The following is a 16905-nucleotide window of genomic DNA, read 5'->3' on the forward strand; positions in this document are numbered from 1 at the left end:
TGCCATGGCTCCGCCATGGCGCCCTCCTCCGCCTTGCGATGCACGGCACCAGACCCCGCTCCCTGATCCGGCCTGATCCAAACGAAAGACCCTAGGGGGGCTCCGGCGCCGCCAGGGGACGCCCCAGCCGCAGGTTCCACCTCCCGGCCCGGCCGCTCAGCTCGGTGACGGTCAGGGGCGGTACGTCGAGGCGCCAGAAGACCGCGACAGGCATGCCCAGTGCCGCCACCGCCGCCGCCCGCACCACCTCCGGTTCGACCACGGCGACCGTACGGCCCTCCAGGCCCCGCGCGTCGGCCAGCCGGCGCGCGACCCGCTCGCACAGCTCCCGGACCGACTCACCGCCATGCGGTGTGTACCCGGGGTCGGTGAGCCAGCGGTCCACCGCGTCCGGCTCGGCCGCCCCCACCTCGTCCAGGGTGCGGCCCCGCCAGCGGCCCACATCCAGACCCGCCAACTCCGGTACCGGCACACCGTCCAGGCCCAGTGCCGCGGCGGTCTCCAGGCAGCGCACGCTCGGAGAGGCGAGCACACGGGCCGCTGCGGGCAGCGACCCGGCAGCCGAACGGGCCCGCGCGGCGCCGCCGTCGTCGAGCGGGCAACCGTCGTCGAAGCGGGCCTGCCGGAGCGACGCGCTCATCGCGGGCGAGACGAGAAGGACCCGACTGGTCACGCGGTGGCTCCTGTTCACTGGTGCCGGGGGAGTCGAAGCCGAAGGGTAACGGGGGCGTCCCCGGGGGAGGGTGGAGGTTCAGCGGCCCCGGCCGTGCAGCAGGAGGTCGGCGACGACCGGGCGATGGTCGGAGGCCGCGGTCTCGGACTCGTGGGTTCCGGTGACGGTGACGTCGGGGGAGACCGTCACGAGGTCGATGCGCTCGACCGGGTCCACCGCCGGGAAGGTCTTGCCGCCACTCGGCGCCGCATCGGCCAACGGCCCCCACAGACGGGCCAGTTCAGGGGCGTCCGGCTCGGCGTTGAAGTCGCCGAGGAGCACCTTCGGGCCCGCGTCCTCGGCCAGGACGCCCAGCATGTCGTCGACCTGGGCACGCCGGACCGAGGGGTCCGCGCGGTAGTCCAGGTGGGTCGCGTACACGTGCACCAGGGCGCCCCGCACCCCGACCGTCACCTCGGCGAAGCCCGGCGCGGGGGCCGGCACCGGGTCGGGCGTCTGGGTGGACAGCCGGGTGATCTCGTGGTTCCACGCGCCCCGGACCGGCCGCCGGCTCAGTATCGCGACGCCGTACTGCCGCCGTTCCCCACCGGGCGTGGCCGGCGGGAGATCGTAGATCGGCGCGAAGAAGACCCGCATGCGCAGTTTCCCGGCGAGTTCCCGGGCCTCGTCCGTGAAGTCGCTCCGGGCACCCCAGTGCACGTCGACCTCCTGAAGCGCGATCACGTCGGCGTCCAGGTCCCGGATCGCCGCCGCCGTGCGGTCGAGGTCGAAGAGGCCGTCCTGGCCGGCCCCGGCGTGGATGTTGTACGTCGCCACGCGCAACGGCACACGGGACGCGCCCGGTCCGGCGCCGGTCACCCGGTCCGCCGCCGCGCCGGGCGATGCGGCGCCGAGCACGGCGGTGCCGGCGAGAACGGCGGCGGCCAGTACACGCGGAGCGGCGCGTCGGGGCGTGCGGTCCACTGAATCCTCCAGAGGGTTGTCCTTGCGGGTCGGCCGGCTGAGCGGTGGCCCGGACCGAGACGCGTCGGTGCGGGCGCCGCGACGCCTCCGTCCGCTGCCGCGCGCCGGAGCCGGACGGACGCGTGCTGTTTCCTGCCGGGGCGGCGCGTGCCGAGCACGGGACCCAAGGAGACGGGGAGGAAAGCCGGAGAGGGCGGAGACGCGCTCCCCGGCGGGCTCCCGGCCGCTCGCGGCGTGCCCCCGGCGGCCGGCCCGCCGGAGCGCTGAGAACAGTTCCGTTGCCGCTCCGCCGCCCCACTGCCCCGCCGCTCGGACACCCTTCACCGACCATCGGCCCCCCGCCGCCCGTCCGCCTCGCCCCCGCATGATGCCCGCCCGCGGGCCGCTTGACCACCGGTCCCTCCGCAGCCGGACCCGCCGGCACCGCGGCGCGGGCCCGGCGGACGGTGTCGCTCACGTGTCCTCCACCCGCGGCAAGGCCGGATGCCGGCCGTTTCTGGGTACACGCGAGGTAGGGATCAGGCGCTCAGGCAGAGGGCGGTCGGTATGGACGAGGTTCCCCGGACCGGGGATCGGCGGGCGGACCGTGCCGGACCCGTCACGGTCTCGGCCGCGTACGAGGGCGACCCCGTCGACATCGCGGCGGCCCGTGACCTGGCGCGCGCGTTCCTCACCCGGGTGCAGGCCGATCATGGCGTGCCGGTGTCGGAGCGGGCGATGGGCGTGGTCCAGCTGGTGGTCAGCGAGCTGGTCACCAACGCCTGCAAGCACGCGCCGGGGCCCTGCCTGGTCGATCTGCGGCTGTCCGGGGACGGTGTCGAGATCTCCGTCTGGGACACCGCGCCGGTGCTGCCGGTCGCCAAGGCCGCCGATCCGGGCCGGGTGGGGCAGCATGGCCTTGAGATCGTGATGGCCGTGTGCCAGGGCTTCGAGGTGCACCGGGAACCCGTCGGCAAGCGGATCACCGCGTCGGTGATGCTGGCGGACGACCCCGGGGGAGACGTGGCCGGCCGCTTCCCGGGGTGACGACGGGGGACGCCCCCGGGTGGCTCCGCACGGCCGCGGCGCGTGCTCCGACCGGGCCGCGGGTGCGTGCGCCGACCGAGTGGCAGAGCCGACCGAGTGGCAGAGGAGAAACGGCGTATGGGCAGAACGGACGTCTCCCGACCTGGCCGGGGCCGGGCCCTGCCCGGTGTCGGCGCGTCGCCCACCGGCCTGCTCGATCTGCTGAGCGTCGCCGCGGTGGTGCTGGACACGAACGGGCGCGTGGTCTTCTGGAGCCCCCAGGCCGAGGAGCTGTTCGGTTACTCCGCGGACGAGGCGCTGGGCCGGTTCGCGGCGCGGCTGCTGGTCCACGAGGAGCACTGGGACGAAGTGATCACCCTGTTCGCCGAGGTCATGGAGTCCGGCACCGACTGGGCGGGAGCCTTCCCGGTCCGGCACAAGGACGGCAGCACGCGGCTGGTGGAGTTCCGCAACATGCGCCTGCTCGACGACCTCGGCGACACCTACGCCCTGGGCCTGGCTGTGGACCAGGCGACCGTGGCACGGGTGGAGCGGGGCGTCGCCCTCTCGGCACGCCTGGTCACCCAGTCCCCGATCGGCCTGGCCATCCTGGACACCGACCTGCGCTATCTGACCGTGAACCCCGCCTTCGAACGCATGCACGGCCTGCCCGCCGCGCAACAGATCGGCCGGCGGGTCCGCGACGTCCTGACCTTCCTGGACAGCGAGGCCGTCGAGAGCTGTCTGCGCCAGGTCCTGGAGACCGGGGAGCCGGTGACCGACCAGCACGTCGTCGGCCGCCCCACGGCCGACCCGCACCGCGAGCACGCCTGGTCGGCGTCGTACCATCGGCTGGAGGACGCCGCGGGCCGGGTGCTCGGCGTGGTCACGTCCGTCATCGACATCACCGAGCGGCACGAGGCGACCATGGCGGCGACCCGGGCCCGCAACCGGCTGGCTCTGATCGCGAACGCCTCCGCCTCCATCGGTTCGACCCTCGACGTGGAGCAGACGGCGCACGAGCTGGCCGGGGTCGTCGTACCGGACCTGGCCGACGTCGCCTCCGTCCACGTGCTCGACAGCGTCCTGCGCGGACGCGCCCCGTCCGCCTCCGGTCCCGCCCGCTTCCGGGCCGTGGCCGCCGCCGCGGCCCACGCCCCCGAGGCCGCGCACGCGGCCGACCCGCCAGGAAGAGTCGCCACCTACGACAGTGACCGCCTGCTCACCCAGTGCGTGCGCACCCGCAAGCCCGTACGGGTGGCCGAGACGACTGCCCAGGACCTGCGGTACATCGCCCGCACCAGCGAGGCCGCCTCCCTTCTGGAGACGACCGGCGTGCACTCCTACCTCGCCGTGCCGCTCCTGGCCCGCGGCGAGGTCCTGGGAGCCCTCAGCCTGACCCGCGTGGGCACCCCCGCGCCCTTCGACGAGGACGACACCCTGCTCGCCTGCGAGCTGGCGGGCCGCGCCGCGATCTGCATCGACAACGCGCGCTGGTACCAGAGCGCGCGCAACACCGCCCTCACCCTCCAGCGCCGCCTGCTCCCGCAGCTGCCGTCCCGCCTGCCCGGCCTGACGATCGCGTGCCGCTACCTGCCGGCCGGGGCCGTCAGCGAGATCGGCGGTGACTGGTTCGACGCCATGCGCCTGCCGGGGGACCGGACCGCGCTGGTCGTCGGGGACGTGATGGGCAGCGGCATCAACGCCGCCGCCAGCATGGGACAACTGCGCAGCGCCACCCGCGCGTTCTCCGGGCTCGACCTCGACCCCGCAGAGGTGCTCCGGCAGCTCGATCGGCTCACCGAGGACGTCGAGCACACCATCGCCACCTGCGCCTACTGCCGGTACGACCCCGAGCGGGGCCAGTGCCGCATCGGCCTCGCCGGCCATCTGCCCCCGGCCCTCGTCCGTGCGGGCCGGCCGGCCCAGCTCCTCGACCTTCCGACCGGTGTGCCGCTCGGCGTCGGCGGCACGGCCTTCGAGACGACGGCGTTCGACTTCCGGCCCGGCGATCAACTCGCTCTCTACACCGATGGCCTGGTCGAAACCCGCTGCGACCCGATCGACGCCCGTCTCGGCACCCTCCTGGAGGCCCTGACGGCGACAGCCGGCGACGACCTGGAGGAGACCTGCGACCGGGTCCTGGAGAGGCTGCGGCCCCCGGGAGGCGACGACGACGTGGCTCTGCTCGTGGCCCGCGCCGAGGGCTGAACCCGTCGGCGCACCGGTGCGCGGCCGTTCCGGTCAGCGCTGATGCGGATGAGGGGGACGGCGGTGGGCGTGGTCACCGGCCGGGGGCGCGGCCCGCCCGAGCACCGTTCCCCGAAGCCGTGGGATGCGGCCTGCGTCCCCTCAGCCCGCCCATTCCAGCAGGCGTTCGCCGGCCTCCGGAGCCCGTAGCCGGCCGAGGGACTCCTTCTCCAGCTGGCGGACGCGCTCCCGGGTCAGCCCCACCTGCTCGGCCACCTGCTGCAACGTGCGGGGCTGCCCGTCGTGCAGCCCGTAGCGCAGACTGAGGATCATGGCCTCACGGGGCGCCAGCGTGCTCAGGGCGTCCCTCAGCTCCTCGGCGAGTGCCCGGTACTCGGCGACCTCCGGAGCCTGCAGCACGTCGGAGGCGGGGATGAGGTCGCCGACCACGGTCTCGCCGGTGTCGTCCACGGGCGTGTCCAGACTGAGGGTCTGCCGCCCGACCCGGCGCAGCCAGGCGACGCGACCCTCGCGGAACCCGCTCTCCCGGGCGACCTCGTCGTCCGTCGGCTCATGGCCGAGACGCAGGTAGAGGCGCCGTTCGGCCTTGGCGAGCTTCTGCAGCTCCTCCACGACGTGCAGGGGCAGCCGCACGGTACGGGCGTGCTGGGCCAGGCCGCGTTCTATCGCCTGGCGGATCCACCAGGTGGCGTACGTGGAGAACTTGAAGCCCTTGGTGTGGTCGAACTTCTCCACGGCCCGGATGAGCCCCAGGTTGCCCTCCTGGATCACGTCGAGCAGGGGCACGCCCCGGTGCGCGTGCCGCTTGGCGACCGACACCACGAGCCGTAGATTGGCCCGGATCATGTGGTCCTTGGCGTGCAGGCCCTCCCGCGCGGCCTCCTCCAGCTCCCGCCGCCGGTGCGGAGGCAGGTCACGCCCGCCGGTCTCGGCGTTTTCCAGTTCCTCGGTGGCGTGGACACCGGCCTCGATGCGCCGGGCCAGCCGCACCTCGTCCTCGGCGGTGAGCAAGGGGGTCGCGGCGATCTGGGCCAGGTACTGGCCGAGCAGATCGGGTTCGTCCCCGGTCTCCGGCACCCTGCTCCGCGGCCGTGCGGAGCGGGCGGCGGCACGGCGGCGCTCTCGGGAATCCGCCGATGCGGATCGTGCCGGCGCAGGCATGGTTGCGGCCCTCCGACTCTGTCGCTCGCTTGGCTGTCCTCTCGACTTCCGGCGGGATGCCGGGTACCCGGGCGCGGGCCCGCGACACAGGGCCCGGCGGGAGCGGCCCACGGCCCCGCGACAGCGGCGTTTCGGCCAACCGTGTTCCGCGTGCTTCTCTTGCCGGGCAAGGGTCCGTGCATCCCACATGTTCCGGGACCCGCTCCGTACGGCGGTTCCCGGTCCGTCCGAAATACGTGTGTTCGATATCGCGGCCCGGTCGTTGAACCCGACGACGCGACCGGACGACCGCCGAGGGGGACCGCGGTGACCTGGAATCCTCGCACCGGCAGGGAAACGCCCCGCCCCGCACACGACGACCAACCGTCCCGGACCGAGCTCCAGGTGATCGGCGTGCACCTCTACCTGGAGGACGAGGAGGGCCGGATCCTGCTCGGGCTGCGCCACCCCGGCTCCGCCTACGCCGGCCGGACCTGGCACTTCCTCGCGGGACACTGCGAACGGGAACCGGCCGTCGGCTGCCTCGTCCGCGAGGCCCACGAGGAGGCCGGGCTCCTCGTCGACCCGTCCGACGCGGAGTTCGCACACGCCGTGCACCTCCTCGACGGTCCCGGCGCACCGCCGCGCATGCAGCTGGTGTTCCGCGTACGCCGCTGGCAGGGCACCCCGGAGGTGCGCGAGCCGGACAAGTGCCTGGCCTGGCGGTGGTGGCGGCCGGACAGCCTGCCGGAACCGATCGTCCCCTACACCCGGGCCGCGATCGACGGGATCCGCACCGGCCGCCCGTACACGGAGCTGGGCTGGTGAGGGAGACGCCCCCCACCGAACTGCAAGCGCCCCACTCCGGCCACGAACGGCACCGGGAGCCGCTGGGCGGTGAGCTCGGCCCCGCCGTACGGGACCTGGTCCGGATCGGCGACGCGTGGGCCGGGCGCCCGGACCTCCGGGAGGCGTTCTTCAGCGGGTACGGCAGGCAGCTGACCCCGCCCGAAACGGAACGCCTGGCGCTGGAGTCGGCGCTGGACGCCGTGTCCGGGATCCAGTTCGGCGCCACGCACGACGACCCCGAACTGGTCGAACGCGGTCGACGCACCCTGGCCCGGCTGCGGGCCGACGGAAAGGAGACGCCGTGAGCCGTGTCTGGCTCCCGCCCGAGCAGTACGCCGAGCAGTTGATGAAGGCCACCGGATTCGCCTGCATCCACTTCACCGACGAGCAGGACCGGCCCGTCCAGCTCCACTCCCTGTACAGCCCCGCGCATCCGTGGCAGATGCCCGGCGGCACGATGGAGCCCGGTGAGCGTCCCTGGGAGACGGCTGTGCGGGAGTGCCATGAGGAAACCGGCATCACGGTTGCCGGCCCGCCGCGGCTGCTGGCCGCGGTCTACGGACTGCCCGGCGACGCATGGCCGTACAGCACCATGGGCCTGATCTTCGACGGGGGTCGCCTCGGCGACGCACAGATCCAGGGCATCACTCTCGACCCGGAGGAGCACGACGAGTTCCGTGTGCTGCCGTTGGAGGCCTGGCGACCACTGATGCCGGTCCAGGACTTCGCCCGGCTGAACGCCGTGACCAGGGCCCGCCGCACAGGCGTCGCCGAGTACTTCGACACCTGGGACTGGGGGGAGATGTGAGCGCGGGGCGGGGAGCCGGGCCGGCCGGACAGTCCCCGCGCGGGCGCACTCGCCGACTCGCCGGCGGCCCTCGGAGTCCGGAGCCACCGCGGATGCTCGGTCGTGCCGACCACCGCGTCCCCGCGTCCGCTCCCGGCCGGCCCGGGTGGTGCGATGTGCCGCCACCCGGAACCGCCTGCTCGGTACCGAGTACTACACGCGCCTCACCCTCGCTCCGGGCGACCCGTGAGCGCGACGAAGCGGTCCACGTCGATGTTGCCGCCGGACGCGATGACGCCGATCCGCCGGGGCGGGTTGTCGACGCGCCCGGCCAGCAGGGCGGCCAGGGGCGTCGCGCCGCTCGGCTCCAGGACGATCTTCAGGCGTTCGAAGGCGAAGCGCATCGCGGTGACGATCTCGGCGTCGCTGACGAGGGCGACGGCGTCGACCAGGCGCTGGTTGAGGGGGAAGGTGATCTCGCCGGGCGTGGCCAGGGCCTGTCCGTCGGCGATGGTGCGCGGGACCGGGACGGTGACCCGTGTGCCGGCCTCCAGGCTGCGCTTGGTGTCGTCGCCCGCCTCGGGCTCGACGCCGATGACCCGGATGCCCGGGTGCAGTGCCGTGGCGGCGGTGGCGCTGCCGGCGATGAGGCCGCCACCGCCCACGGGCACGAGGAGGGCGTCCAACGGGCCGGTCTCCTCCAGGAGTTCCAGCGCGGCGGTGCCCTGACCGGCGATGACATGGGGGTGGTCGTAGGGCGGGATCAGGGCGAGGCCGCGGTCCTCGGCCAGGGCGTGGCCGAGCGCGGTGCGGTCCTGGGTGTAGCGGTCGTAGGTGACGACCTCCGCCCCGTATCCGGCGGTCGCCTCCCGCTTGGAGCGGGGAGCGTCCTCGGGCATCAGGATGACGGCGGTGGTGCCCAGTTCCCGGGCGGCCAGCGCGACGGCCTGGGCGTGGTTGCCGGAGGAGTAGGCCGCGATGCCCTTCGCCAGCTGGTCCGGGGGCAGCTGGGCGGCGGCGTTGTAGGCGCCGCGGAACTTGAAGGCGCCGACCCGCTGGAAGTTCTCCGCCTTGATGAACACCTCCGCGCCGACCAGCGAGTCGAGCGTGCGGGAGGTGAGGACCGGGGTGCGGTGGGCGACGCCGTCGAGGCGGACGGCGGCCTCGCGGACATCGGCGAACGTGACGGGCGGTGCGGCGGCGGCCATGGGCGTCCTCGGAGTGTCGTTGACGGTCGGGCGGACGGGAGGGGGGATGTGCGCGGGGCTGCGGGTGGGAGATGCGCGGGGGAGACGGCTGGGGGCCGGTCACCAGCCGGTGACGCGCGGCCAGTAGCCCTCGACACCGGGCGTCGGTGCGGGGGCTTGCGCGCCGCCGGAACCGTCGATGACGTGGTAGCCCAGATGCTGGGCGGCGGTGGCGCAGGCGTGGTTGGGCAGGATGCGCAGGCGGGTGCCGATGGGCAGGTCGGGCAGGGCGGCGCCGTCGCGGGCCGTGAGGGTGCCGTGTTCCTGGCTGGCGGCGGTCATGACCACGTCCGGGATCAGTGCGCCGGACAGGTCGGTGACCAGGCCGTAGCCCTGGTCCCGCGGCTGGACGGCGGTGCCGCGGTCCCGGGACATGGCCATCCAGCCGCCGTCGGTGACGATCCATCCGTACTCGGGACGGTGGCCGATGACGGTGACCACGACCGACAGGGCCAGGTCGTCGAGGTCGCAGACGCCGAGGCCGGCCATCACCAGGTCGAAGAAGACGTAGTTGCCCGCGCGGAGTTCGGTGACGCCGGTCAGGTCCTCGGCGGCGTGAGCGGTGGGGGTGGAGCCCACGCTGACCGTCGGCACGGGCAGGCCGGCCGCGCGGAGCCGCTCGGCCGCGGCGACCGCGGCATCGCGCTCGCTCCGCGCCGCCGTGCGCCGTTCCTCGGCGGTGTGACAGAAGTACGACTCGCCCGCGTGGGTCAGGACGCCGTCCAGGCAGCCCGCGTCGTGCAGGAGGGCGGCGATCGCGGTGAGCCCGGGGGCGTCGGGCTTGAGGCCGCCGCGGTGGCCGTCGCAGTCGATCTCGATCTGGGCGGGAAGGCTGACGCCGGCCTCCCGCGCGGCCGCGGCGACGAACGTCGCCTGCTCGGTGCTGTCCAGCAGGACGCGCACGGTGACACCGCGGCGCAGCAGGGCGATGACGCGGGGGAGTTTGTGCGGTTCGATGCCGACGGCGTAGGTGATGTCGCGGTAGCCGGCGCCGGCGAACGCCTCGGCCTCGGCGAGGGTGGACACGGTGACCGGGCCGGGGGTGCCGCCGTGCAGCAGGGCGGCGGCGTCGAGGCTCTTGGCCGTCTTCACATGGGGGCGCAGGGCGACCCCGAGGCGGTCCGCCCGTGCCCGCAGACGGGCGGCGTTGCGCCGGACCCGGTGCGCGTCCACCACGGCGAAGGGGGTGTCCGGGTCGGCCAGGGTCCTGGCGGCGGGGGAGGACGGAGCGGGGACGGGCCCGGTCGTCATGGGCAGGTGACCTCTCACTTCGCGTAGTTGTAGACCGTGGCCCGGGACACGCCGAGCAGGTCCGCGATGGTCTGCGCGGCGTCGCGCGAGTCGAAGTAGCCGTCGCGTTGCAGCTGCCGTACGAGTGCCCTCTTGTCCTGCCGGCTCAGCGACCGGGGCGTGGCGGCGCGCTCGGCGGCCCGGGCCTCCACCGCCTGGCGCAGTTCGCGCGCGGTGCGGTCCCGCAGGGTCTCCAGGGGCCGGTCGCGGTGCTCGGTGTCCGTGGCCACGAGGTTGGACAGGGCCAGGGTGACCGGGGACAGGACGGACACGTCGAGGTTCAGGCACAGTGCCGCGACGTACTCGCCGGCGGCGTTCTTGATGCCGATGGAGGTGCTCTTCGCCGGGCGGCCGTCCGGGAACTGGTTGGGATAGTTCTGGATGACGCTGGGGTACTGCGGATCGGCGATGCGGGCCAGGCCCAACTCGGTGGCGGAGTCGCCCACCTGACGGCCCGACAGGTTGTTCTCGATCGCGCGGATCGCGTGGTCCGGGTCCCGCAGGTCGTGCAGGACCACCTCGCACAGGCCGGGGAACATGCGGCCCAGCGCGACAGCGATCTTCTCGGCCTCCCGGATGAGGTGCTCGTCCGCGCTGTCGTCGCGCGTACTGTCCTCGCTCACGGCACCGTCGGTCACGCCACCCTCCTTGGTGGACTCGCTGTCCACTTCTGGAATTTGAGTCTAAGGAGGGGGATGTCGCGGGTCAACCGCGAGCACTCGTGATCGGATGTAGGGGCCGAGGACGGCACCTGCCTTCCGTTCCACCGAGGGGGACACATGACCGACCGGTCCGGCACGGCCCACCGGCTGTGGCTGCGCAGCTTCCACCAGGCGGCACCGGGCGCGCCCAGGCTGCTCTGCCTGCCGCACGCCGGCGGCTCCGCGAGCTTCTACCACCCCGTCTCCGAGGCCCTGTCGCCCGGAGTCGACGTGCTCGCGGCGCAGTACCCGGGACGTCAGGACCGCCTCACGGAAACCCCGGCCCAGTCCGTCCAGGAACTCGCCCAGGGGGTGTTCCGCGCGCTGGACGAGGGCGACGACACGCCGCTCGCGCTGTTCGGGCACAGCATGGGCGCCCTCGTCGGCTTCGAGCTGGCCCGGCTCCTGGAGTCCGCCGGGCGCCCGCCAGTGGTGCTGTTCCTCTCCGGCCGCCGGGGCCCGTCCGTCGAACGGATCGAAACCGTCCATGAGGGCGGTGACGCGCGGCTGATCGAGGAGGTCGGCCGGCTGGAGGGCACCGACGCCGCCCTGCTCCAGGACAAGGAGCTGCTGGAGATGATCCTGCCCGCGCTGCGGGCCGACTACCGCGCGGTGGCGACCTACCGGCCCGCCCCGGGACCGCGGTTGCGCTGCCCCTTCGTCGTGCTGACCGGCGACGCCGACCCCCGGGTGACCCCCGAGGAAGCCCGGACCTGGGACCAGGAGACCGACGGCCCGTCCGAGCTGCACGTGTTCCCAGGAGGCCACTTCTACCTGGTGGCGCAGCAGCAGGCCGTGGTGGCCCGGATCGAGGCGACGCTACGGCGGCTCGGTCCCGGCACCGGGGCGGTGGCCTGAGCCCGCGGACGCCCCCCGAGCGCCGCGGGGCGGCACCGGTCCGCCGGTGCCGCCCCGCGGGGGTGCCTGCGTCAGCCGAGAACCTTGGCGGACTCGATGACCACCGACTCGGTGGGGACGTCCTGGTGGCCACGACGGCTGCCCGTCTTGACCGCCTTGATGGCGTCGACGACATCCCGGCCCTCGGTGACCTTCCCGAACACGGCGTAGCCCCAGCCGGTCGGGGTCTTCGCCGAGTGATTGAGAAAGGCGTTGTCCGAAACGTTGATGAAGAACTGGGCCGTGGCGGAGTGCGGGTCGTTCGTGCGCGCCATCGCCACGGTGTAGTTGTCGTTCTTCAGACCGTTGTCGGCCTCATTCTGAATCGGCGCCTGAGTGGACTTCTGGTCCATGTCCGGGGTGAAACCGCCGCCCTGGATCATAAAGCCGTTGATCACCCGGTGGAAAATCGTGCCGTCGTAGTGGCCGCCGCGCACATAGGACAGGAAGTTCTCGACGGTCTTGGGCGCCTCGGCGTCGTTCAGTTCCAGCACGATCCGGCCGAAGTTGGTGTTCAGCTCGACTGTCGACATCGAATATCTCCTCAATACGGTGGGCCTCGCCCACGCCTACGCTACGGAATATAAGGCCAGGGGGCACATGGACCGCGCCGCAGCACCCGGTGGTGCGAACGGCCATCCGTCCGGGTCATGTCCTCAGGACAAACGGGGTGCGTCGCCGGGGCCCGGGGGCAGGGCCAGATGGGCCAGATCGCCCGGCCGTGGCGTCGTCACCGGCCACAGCGGAGCGGCCTCACCGTCGGCGAGCGCGGCCGGCGCGTCGGTGAGGTTCATGCGCTGACGCAGCCGGCCGTAGAAGTCCATCGGACCGAGCCTGACCGCCTTCAGCCGGCGCGGGGCGGCGTACACGCCGATCCAGTCGCCGGGGCTCAGCACCCCGCGCAGCTGGCCGTCGATGCTGACCGCGGCCTGGCCCGACCGCTCCAGCACCCGCAGCGCGATGGGCTCGTCCGGTGCGGCCACCACCGAACGGTTGAACACCATGTGCGGCGCGACCGGCGTGAACACCAGGGCGTCCGCGCGCGGCGACACCACCGGACCGCCCGCGGCGAAGCTGTACGCCGTGGACCCGGTGGGCGTGGCCACCAGCAGGGCGTCGGCCGAGTAGGACGCGAGCAGCCGGCCCGCCAGATAGACCCCGACCGACACCTGCCGGTCCCGGGCCAGCTTCTCCAGGACCACGTCGTTCAGCGCGGTGACGTTCAGGGCGACACCCCAGTCGTTGCCCACCTCGCACTCCCCGCGCACCCGCGGCGGGGGCAGCAGCGGCCCCCGGCCGTACCGCAGCAGCGCCTCCATCTGCGCGGGTACCTCCAGCCGGCACGACGCCCGTAGGGTGAGGAGCATCCGGCTCTCGACGTCGATCCGCTCCTCCCGTACGGCGTCCAGCGCGTCCCGCACCGCGGTGGCGGGGACCTCCGTGAGGAAGCCGACCCGGCCGAGGTCGACACCGAGCACCAGGGCGTCGTTCTCGGCCGCCAGCCGCGCACCGCGCAGGAACGTGCCGTCGCCGCCCAGGGTGACGATCAGATCCGGGTCGCCCGCGCTGTCGACCTCCTCGCGGGCGTTGTGCCGCGCACCTTCCTGCCAGACGTCGATGTCCGCGCATCCCACCGCGTGCTCGGCGCACCACGCGCGCACGGCGCGCGCGGCGGTCGCCGCCTCGGCGCGCCCGCCGTGCACGACCAGGCCGACACGGTTCACCGTCATACCCGTACACCGCCTCCCAGCCGGTTCGTACCGAGCGCCATCCTCGCCGCGGCCCGCACCGGCCCGGCGCACGCCACGCCGCCGGAGCCGGTAGCGGCCCCCGGCGTCCCCGTGGACCTCCTGCGCCGTGCGAGTACCTCGTCGGCTCTCTGCGCACACCGACACAGGTCTCACAGATGAGACAGCGGGGAACCCGGTGTCCCGGCGTCCGCTCCCCGCCGCTGAACACCAGGGCCGCGGCGGACGTCTCTCCCCCCCGTGCCGCGGACAACCGGGGGAATCCCGCGCAACCGACCCAGCACCCGCGTCACCGCGGCGGCTCTGACCGCCATCGCCGCGCCCCTGACGCCGGCCGCCCAGACGGCGAGCGTCACCCCGGAGGCGGCCCCGACCGCACCGGTCCCCGTTTCCAGGCCGCCGGCCTGCGCTCCGGACGCGCTGGAGGCGACGGCGTACCAGGCCGCCCACCGGCCGCCGGGCACGGGGACCGGAGCGGCGATCGTCCAGTTCACCAACGTCTCCGCGCGGGCGTGCGCGCTGCGCGGCCATCCGACGGTGGCCGTGGCCGGCAACGGCTCCCCCGAGCGCTTCCTCCCGCTGAAAGTGACCCGCAAGGGCGTCGCGGCTCCGGTGCGGGTGGCGCCGGGCGGCAAGGCCTGGGTGAAGCTGACCTTCGTCCAGGTGCAGGGTGAGGCGGACGGGTACTGCGTCTCGGGCGCCACGCCCTCCGTGTTCCCGACCCTGGTGGTCGGTCTGCCCGGCGCGGGGAAGCATCACGTCGCCCTGGAGGACGGGCAGATCGCCGAGTGCGACAACAAGGTCACGGTGACGGTGGTGTCGGCGGTCCGCCCCTCCTGAGGACGTTCTCGTCCCCGCGCCGACCGTACCGGTCCTCGTCCGCGCCCAGGAACGGCTCCAACAGCCCCAGCAGCGCTTCCGGGCGGTCCAGCGGGATGATGTGACCGCAGTCCGGGATCACATGCCCCGTCAACCGGTCTGCGTGCGGCCGCAGTTGGCGTTCCAGTGCCCGGCCCACCGGGTGGGCGCCGATCGTCAGCGCGGGCACGGTGAGGCGGGCGCCGGCCACGGCCTCCCGGATCTGCCGGGCGCCGGCGGGCAGCGCCCGGTACGCGCCGAACGCGGCGCGCAGCGCCCCGGTCCCGGTGTACGCGCGGATGAACGCCGCACGGACGTCGGCGCGCACGCCCCGGCCGAGCGTGCCGCGGTCCAGGAACCAGCCGACGTAGGCCTCTTCACGCCCCGTGAGCACGGTCTCCGCCAGGCCGGGCTCCGCATGGAAGCCGAACCACCACGGCGGGCCGCCGGCGAGGAACTCCTCCGCGCCCGGGAGGTCGCCCAGCGTCGACTCCATCAGCACCAGTCGCCGTACCAGCCCGGGCCGCCGCATGGCCAGCAGGAAGGCGGGAGGGACACCCAGGTCGATGCCGACCACGGCGGCCGGAGTGGCGTCGAGCGCCTCCAGCAGGCCCGCGGCGTCGGCGGCGAGCGTCCCGGCGTCGTGACCGCCCGTGGTCCGGTCGCTGTCGCCGAACCCCCGCAGATCCGGCGCGATCACCCGGTACCGGCGGGCCAGCGGGCCAATGACCTCCGTCCACAGCCGCCAGGTGTGCGGGAAGCCGTGCAGCAGCAGGACGGCGGGCCCCTGACCGGCCGTGGCGACGTTGAGTCCGGCGCCGTTGACGGTGACCCGGCGCAGCCGCACGCCGGGGACGGACGAGACAGTCATGGGCGATCCCTTGGGTAACCTATGGTGACAAGGGAACGGTAGGTAACTAGCCTGGCCCCCACCAGACCGCACTTTCCCGTCAGATGGTGAGCTTCAGGTGACTTCCCAGGCCAAGGACGCGGCGGCCCCGCGCGGCGACCTGTTCGACCCCGCCTGCCCGACCCGTCGGCTGCTCGACCGGATCGGTACGAAGTGGACCTCGATGGCGGTGAAGGTGCTGGCGGAGGCGGCACCCGGGGAGGTGCGCTTCGCCGAGCTGCTGCGCCGGATGCCCGGCGTCTCCCACAAGATGCTGTCGGTGACCCTGCGGAACCTGGTGCGGGACGGCCTCGTCGCGCGCCGGGTGGAACCCACCGTGCCGCCCGGCGTGCACTACCGGCTCACCGAACTCGGCCTGTCCCTCGACACCGTCCTGGCCGCCGTCCGGGACTGGGCCGAGGAACACATGGCCGAGGTGGACCGGGCGAACGAACTGACCAGCGGTCAGGAGGCCTGAACCGGCCGGGCACCACCCCGGTGTGATCTCTTCCCTTGCGGTCGTCGCGCCGCTCCTGTGAGTCTCCCGTCGAACGATTTTCCGAAGAACTGTTATCGGCACCGCACCGCGCGGTCTCCCAGGTAACGGACAGCACCGTTCGGCGTCGAGGACAGGGAAGCTCTGATGAGGACACAGCACACGGTGGACGCGGCGGCACTGGTGAACGCCGCCCGAGCGGGAGACCCGGCGGCCCAGGACGCCCTGGTCAGCGCCTACCTCCCGCTGGTGTACAACATCGTGGGGCGGGCCCTGAACGGTTCCGTCGACGTCGACGACGTCGTCCAGGACACCATGCTGCGGGCCCTCGGCTCGCTCGGCGACCTGCGCACCCCGGAGAGCTTCCGCTCCTGGCTCGTGGCCATCGCGATGAACCGGGTCCGGGCGCACTGGCAGGACCGCCGCCTCGCCCCGGACGCCGTGGAGGAGACCGGCGACGTCGCCGACCCCGGCGCCGACTTCGTGGACCTCACCATCGTCCGGCTCCAGCTGTCCGGCCAGCGCCAGGAGACCGCGCGCGCCACCCGTTGGCTGGAGCCGGACGACCGGGAGGTGCTCTCCCTGTGGTGGCTGGAGTGCGCCGGCGAGCTGAGCCGGGCGGAGGTCGCCGCGGCCCTCGGGGTGTCGCCGCAGCACACGGCGGTACGGGTGCAGCGGATGAAGGCGCGGCTGGAGGCGGCCCGGGTGGTGGTGCGGGCGCTGGACACGCGGCCCGCCTGCGAGGAGCTGCGCGCCGTACTGGCCTCCTGGGACGGCCTGCCCTCCGCCCTGTGGCGCAAGCGAATAGCCCGGCACGCCCGCGCGTGCCCGCGCTGCGGCGGTCTGTGGAGCGGCCTGCTGCCCGCGGAGGGGCTGCTGGCCGGGCTGGCGCTGGTCGGGGTGTCGTCGGCGCTCGTCGCGGCGACACGATCGGCGACGGCCACCCTGCCCGCGGCCACCGCGGCCGCGACCCACCTGGACCCCGGTCCGCACACGGGTGCCGACGGGTCGGGGCACGGCGCCCATGAGCCGGACGAGGGCGCGGCCGGATGGGTCCATGGGGCCGCGGGGCCGGAGCGGGACGCCGGCGGACCGGGCCGGGGGAGGGGCGGCTCCGACCACGCGGCCACCGGACCGGTGCACGCCGCCAG

Annotated in this window: 18 protein-coding genes; 9 read left to right on the plus strand and 9 right to left on the minus strand. The window is 73.8% G+C overall.

The genetic code is table 11. The features are described from left to right. Nucleotides 1-91: 91 nt before the first annotated feature. Both ABZV94_RS34020 and ABZV94_RS34025 read right to left on the minus strand, forming a co-directional pair. Entirely contained in the window at nucleotides 92-673 is a 582-nt protein-coding gene (locus ABZV94_RS34020) for a histidine phosphatase family protein (protein WP_356347405.1), read from the minus strand. 78 nt (nucleotides 674-751) lie between these two features. Further along, nucleotides 752-1636 (minus strand): endonuclease/exonuclease/phosphatase family protein, encoded by an 885-nt coding sequence (locus tag ABZV94_RS34025; RefSeq protein ID WP_356347407.1) that lies wholly within the window; start codon nucleotides 1634-1636, stop codon nucleotides 752-754. 546 nt (nucleotides 1637-2182) lie between these two features. On the opposite strand from ABZV94_RS34025, the gene ABZV94_RS34030 reads away from it, so the two are divergent. Together ABZV94_RS34030 and ABZV94_RS34035 are read left to right on the plus strand one after the other, a co-directional pair. Further along, nucleotides 2183-2662: an ATP-binding protein gene (locus ABZV94_RS34030; protein ID WP_356347410.1), complete on the plus strand. Its 480-nt coding sequence runs from the start codon at nucleotides 2183-2185 to the stop codon at nucleotides 2660-2662. A 117-nt stretch (nucleotides 2663-2779) separates the two neighbouring features. Further along, nucleotides 2780-4852, plus strand: coding sequence for a SpoIIE family protein phosphatase (locus ABZV94_RS34035; RefSeq protein WP_356347413.1), 2073 nt, complete (start codon nucleotides 2780-2782; stop codon nucleotides 4850-4852). Nucleotides 4853-4993: 141 nt separating this feature from the next. On the opposite strand, the gene ABZV94_RS34040 is transcribed toward ABZV94_RS34035, so the two are convergent. After that, the gene (locus ABZV94_RS34040; protein ID WP_356347415.1) at nucleotides 4994-6013 is read right to left on the minus strand and encodes a sigma-70 family RNA polymerase sigma factor; all 1020 of its coding nucleotides are present in this window, start codon (nucleotides 6011-6013) and stop codon (nucleotides 4994-4996) included. Between the two features lie 306 nt (nucleotides 6014-6319). On the opposite strand from ABZV94_RS34040, the gene ABZV94_RS34045 reads away from it, so the two are divergent. Genes ABZV94_RS34045 through ABZV94_RS34055 form a run of 3 tightly spaced genes read left to right on the plus strand, consistent with a single transcriptional unit; the run spans nucleotide 6320 to nucleotide 7649 of the window. Further along, nucleotides 6320-6820, plus strand: a complete 501-nt coding sequence (locus tag ABZV94_RS34045; protein WP_356347417.1) for an NUDIX domain-containing protein — start codon at nucleotides 6320-6322, stop codon at nucleotides 6818-6820. After that, a complete protein-coding gene (locus tag ABZV94_RS34050; protein WP_356347420.1) occupies nucleotides 6817-7146 on the plus strand; it encodes a hypothetical protein in 330 nt (109 codons plus the stop codon). The genes ABZV94_RS34045 and ABZV94_RS34050 overlap by 4 nt, the downstream gene beginning before the upstream one ends. Further along, nucleotides 7143-7649, plus strand: coding sequence for an NUDIX hydrolase (locus tag ABZV94_RS34055; protein ID WP_356347422.1), 507 nt, complete (start codon nucleotides 7143-7145; stop codon nucleotides 7647-7649). Before ABZV94_RS34050 ends, ABZV94_RS34055 begins: the two co-directional genes overlap by 4 nt. Before the next feature lie 203 nt (nucleotides 7650-7852). Here ABZV94_RS34055 and ABZV94_RS34060 read toward each other — a convergent pair whose 3' ends face one another. The 3 genes from ABZV94_RS34060 to ABZV94_RS34070 form a co-directional block, all read right to left on the minus strand. Next, entirely contained in the window at nucleotides 7853-8836 is a 984-nt protein-coding gene (locus tag ABZV94_RS34060) for a threo-3-hydroxy-L-aspartate ammonia-lyase (RefSeq protein WP_356347424.1), read from the minus strand. 99 nt (nucleotides 8837-8935) lie between these two features. Then, nucleotides 8936-10126, minus strand: a complete 1191-nt coding sequence (locus ABZV94_RS34065) for an alanine racemase (RefSeq protein WP_356347427.1) — start codon at nucleotides 10124-10126, stop codon at nucleotides 8936-8938. Nucleotides 10127-10140: 14 nt separating this feature from the next. Next, nucleotides 10141-10803: a PAS domain-containing protein gene (locus ABZV94_RS34070; protein ID WP_356347429.1), complete on the minus strand. Its 663-nt coding sequence runs from the start codon at nucleotides 10801-10803 to the stop codon at nucleotides 10141-10143. A gap of 141 nt (nucleotides 10804-10944) precedes the next feature. On the opposite strand from ABZV94_RS34070, the gene ABZV94_RS34075 reads away from it, so the two are divergent. After that, nucleotides 10945-11724 (plus strand): alpha/beta fold hydrolase, encoded by a 780-nt coding sequence (locus tag ABZV94_RS34075; RefSeq protein ID WP_356347431.1) that lies wholly within the window; start codon nucleotides 10945-10947, stop codon nucleotides 11722-11724. A gap of 71 nt (nucleotides 11725-11795) precedes the next feature. Here ABZV94_RS34075 and ABZV94_RS34080 read toward each other — a convergent pair whose 3' ends face one another. Further along, on the minus strand, nucleotides 11796-12296 hold the full coding sequence (locus ABZV94_RS34080) for a peptidylprolyl isomerase (protein ID WP_356347433.1): 501 nt from the start codon (nucleotides 12294-12296) through the stop codon (nucleotides 11796-11798). A 123-nt stretch (nucleotides 12297-12419) separates the two neighbouring features. Further along, nucleotides 12420-13493, minus strand: a complete 1074-nt coding sequence (locus ABZV94_RS34085; protein WP_356347436.1) for an NAD(+)/NADH kinase — start codon at nucleotides 13491-13493, stop codon at nucleotides 12420-12422. 258 nt (nucleotides 13494-13751) lie between these two features. Between ABZV94_RS34085 and ABZV94_RS34090 the strand changes: the two genes are divergently transcribed. Next, the gene (locus ABZV94_RS34090) at nucleotides 13752-14351 is read left to right on the plus strand and encodes a DUF4232 domain-containing protein (protein WP_356347439.1); all 600 of its coding nucleotides are present in this window, start codon (nucleotides 13752-13754) and stop codon (nucleotides 14349-14351) included. On the opposite strand, the gene ABZV94_RS34095 is transcribed toward ABZV94_RS34090, so the two are convergent. After that, nucleotides 14314-15240: an alpha/beta hydrolase gene (locus tag ABZV94_RS34095; protein WP_356347442.1), complete on the minus strand. Its 927-nt coding sequence runs from the start codon at nucleotides 15238-15240 to the stop codon at nucleotides 14314-14316. The two genes, ABZV94_RS34090 and ABZV94_RS34095, sit on opposite strands and share 38 nt — an antisense overlap. A 97-nt stretch (nucleotides 15241-15337) precedes the next feature. On the opposite strand from ABZV94_RS34095, the gene ABZV94_RS34100 reads away from it, so the two are divergent. Continuing rightward, the gene (locus ABZV94_RS34100) at nucleotides 15338-15736 is read left to right on the plus strand and encodes a helix-turn-helix domain-containing protein (RefSeq protein ID WP_356347444.1); all 399 of its coding nucleotides are present in this window, start codon (nucleotides 15338-15340) and stop codon (nucleotides 15734-15736) included. A gap of 165 nt (nucleotides 15737-15901) precedes the next feature. Then, nucleotides 15902-16905: sigma-70 family RNA polymerase sigma factor (locus tag ABZV94_RS34105; protein ID WP_356347446.1), on the plus strand; the 1004-nt coding region annotated here is incomplete at its 3' end.

Origin of the sequence: Streptomyces sp. NPDC004658 (assembly GCF_040609555.1) — a bacterium.
Lineage (GTDB): Bacteria > Actinomycetota > Actinomycetes > Streptomycetales > Streptomycetaceae > Streptomyces.

Coding starts and splice junctions, on each gene's coding strand:
- ABZV94_RS34075 (WP_356347431.1), top strand. CDS start 10,945: ATGACCGACCGGTCCGGCACGGCCCACCGGCTGTGGCTGCGCAGCTTC.
- ABZV94_RS34085 (WP_356347436.1), bottom strand. CDS start 13,493: ATGACGGTGAACCGTGTCGGCCTGGTCGTGCACGGCGGGCGCGCCGAG.
- ABZV94_RS34080 (WP_356347433.1), bottom strand. CDS start 12,296: ATGTCGACAGTCGAGCTGAACACCAACTTCGGCCGGATCGTGCTGGAA.
- ABZV94_RS34065 (WP_356347427.1), bottom strand. CDS start 10,126: ATGACGACCGGGCCCGTCCCCGCTCCGTCCTCCCCCGCCGCCAGGACC.
- ABZV94_RS34035 (WP_356347413.1), top strand. CDS start 2,780: ATGGGCAGAACGGACGTCTCCCGACCTGGCCGGGGCCGGGCCCTGCCC.
- ABZV94_RS34030 (WP_356347410.1), top strand. CDS start 2,183: ATGGACGAGGTTCCCCGGACCGGGGATCGGCGGGCGGACCGTGCCGGA.
- ABZV94_RS34060 (WP_356347424.1), bottom strand. CDS start 8,836: ATGGCCGCCGCCGCACCGCCCGTCACGTTCGCCGATGTCCGCGAGGCC.
- ABZV94_RS34040 (WP_356347415.1), bottom strand. CDS start 6,013: ATGCCTGCGCCGGCACGATCCGCATCGGCGGATTCCCGAGAGCGCCGC.
- ABZV94_RS34095 (WP_356347442.1), bottom strand. CDS start 15,240: ATGACTGTCTCGTCCGTCCCCGGCGTGCGGCTGCGCCGGGTCACCGTC.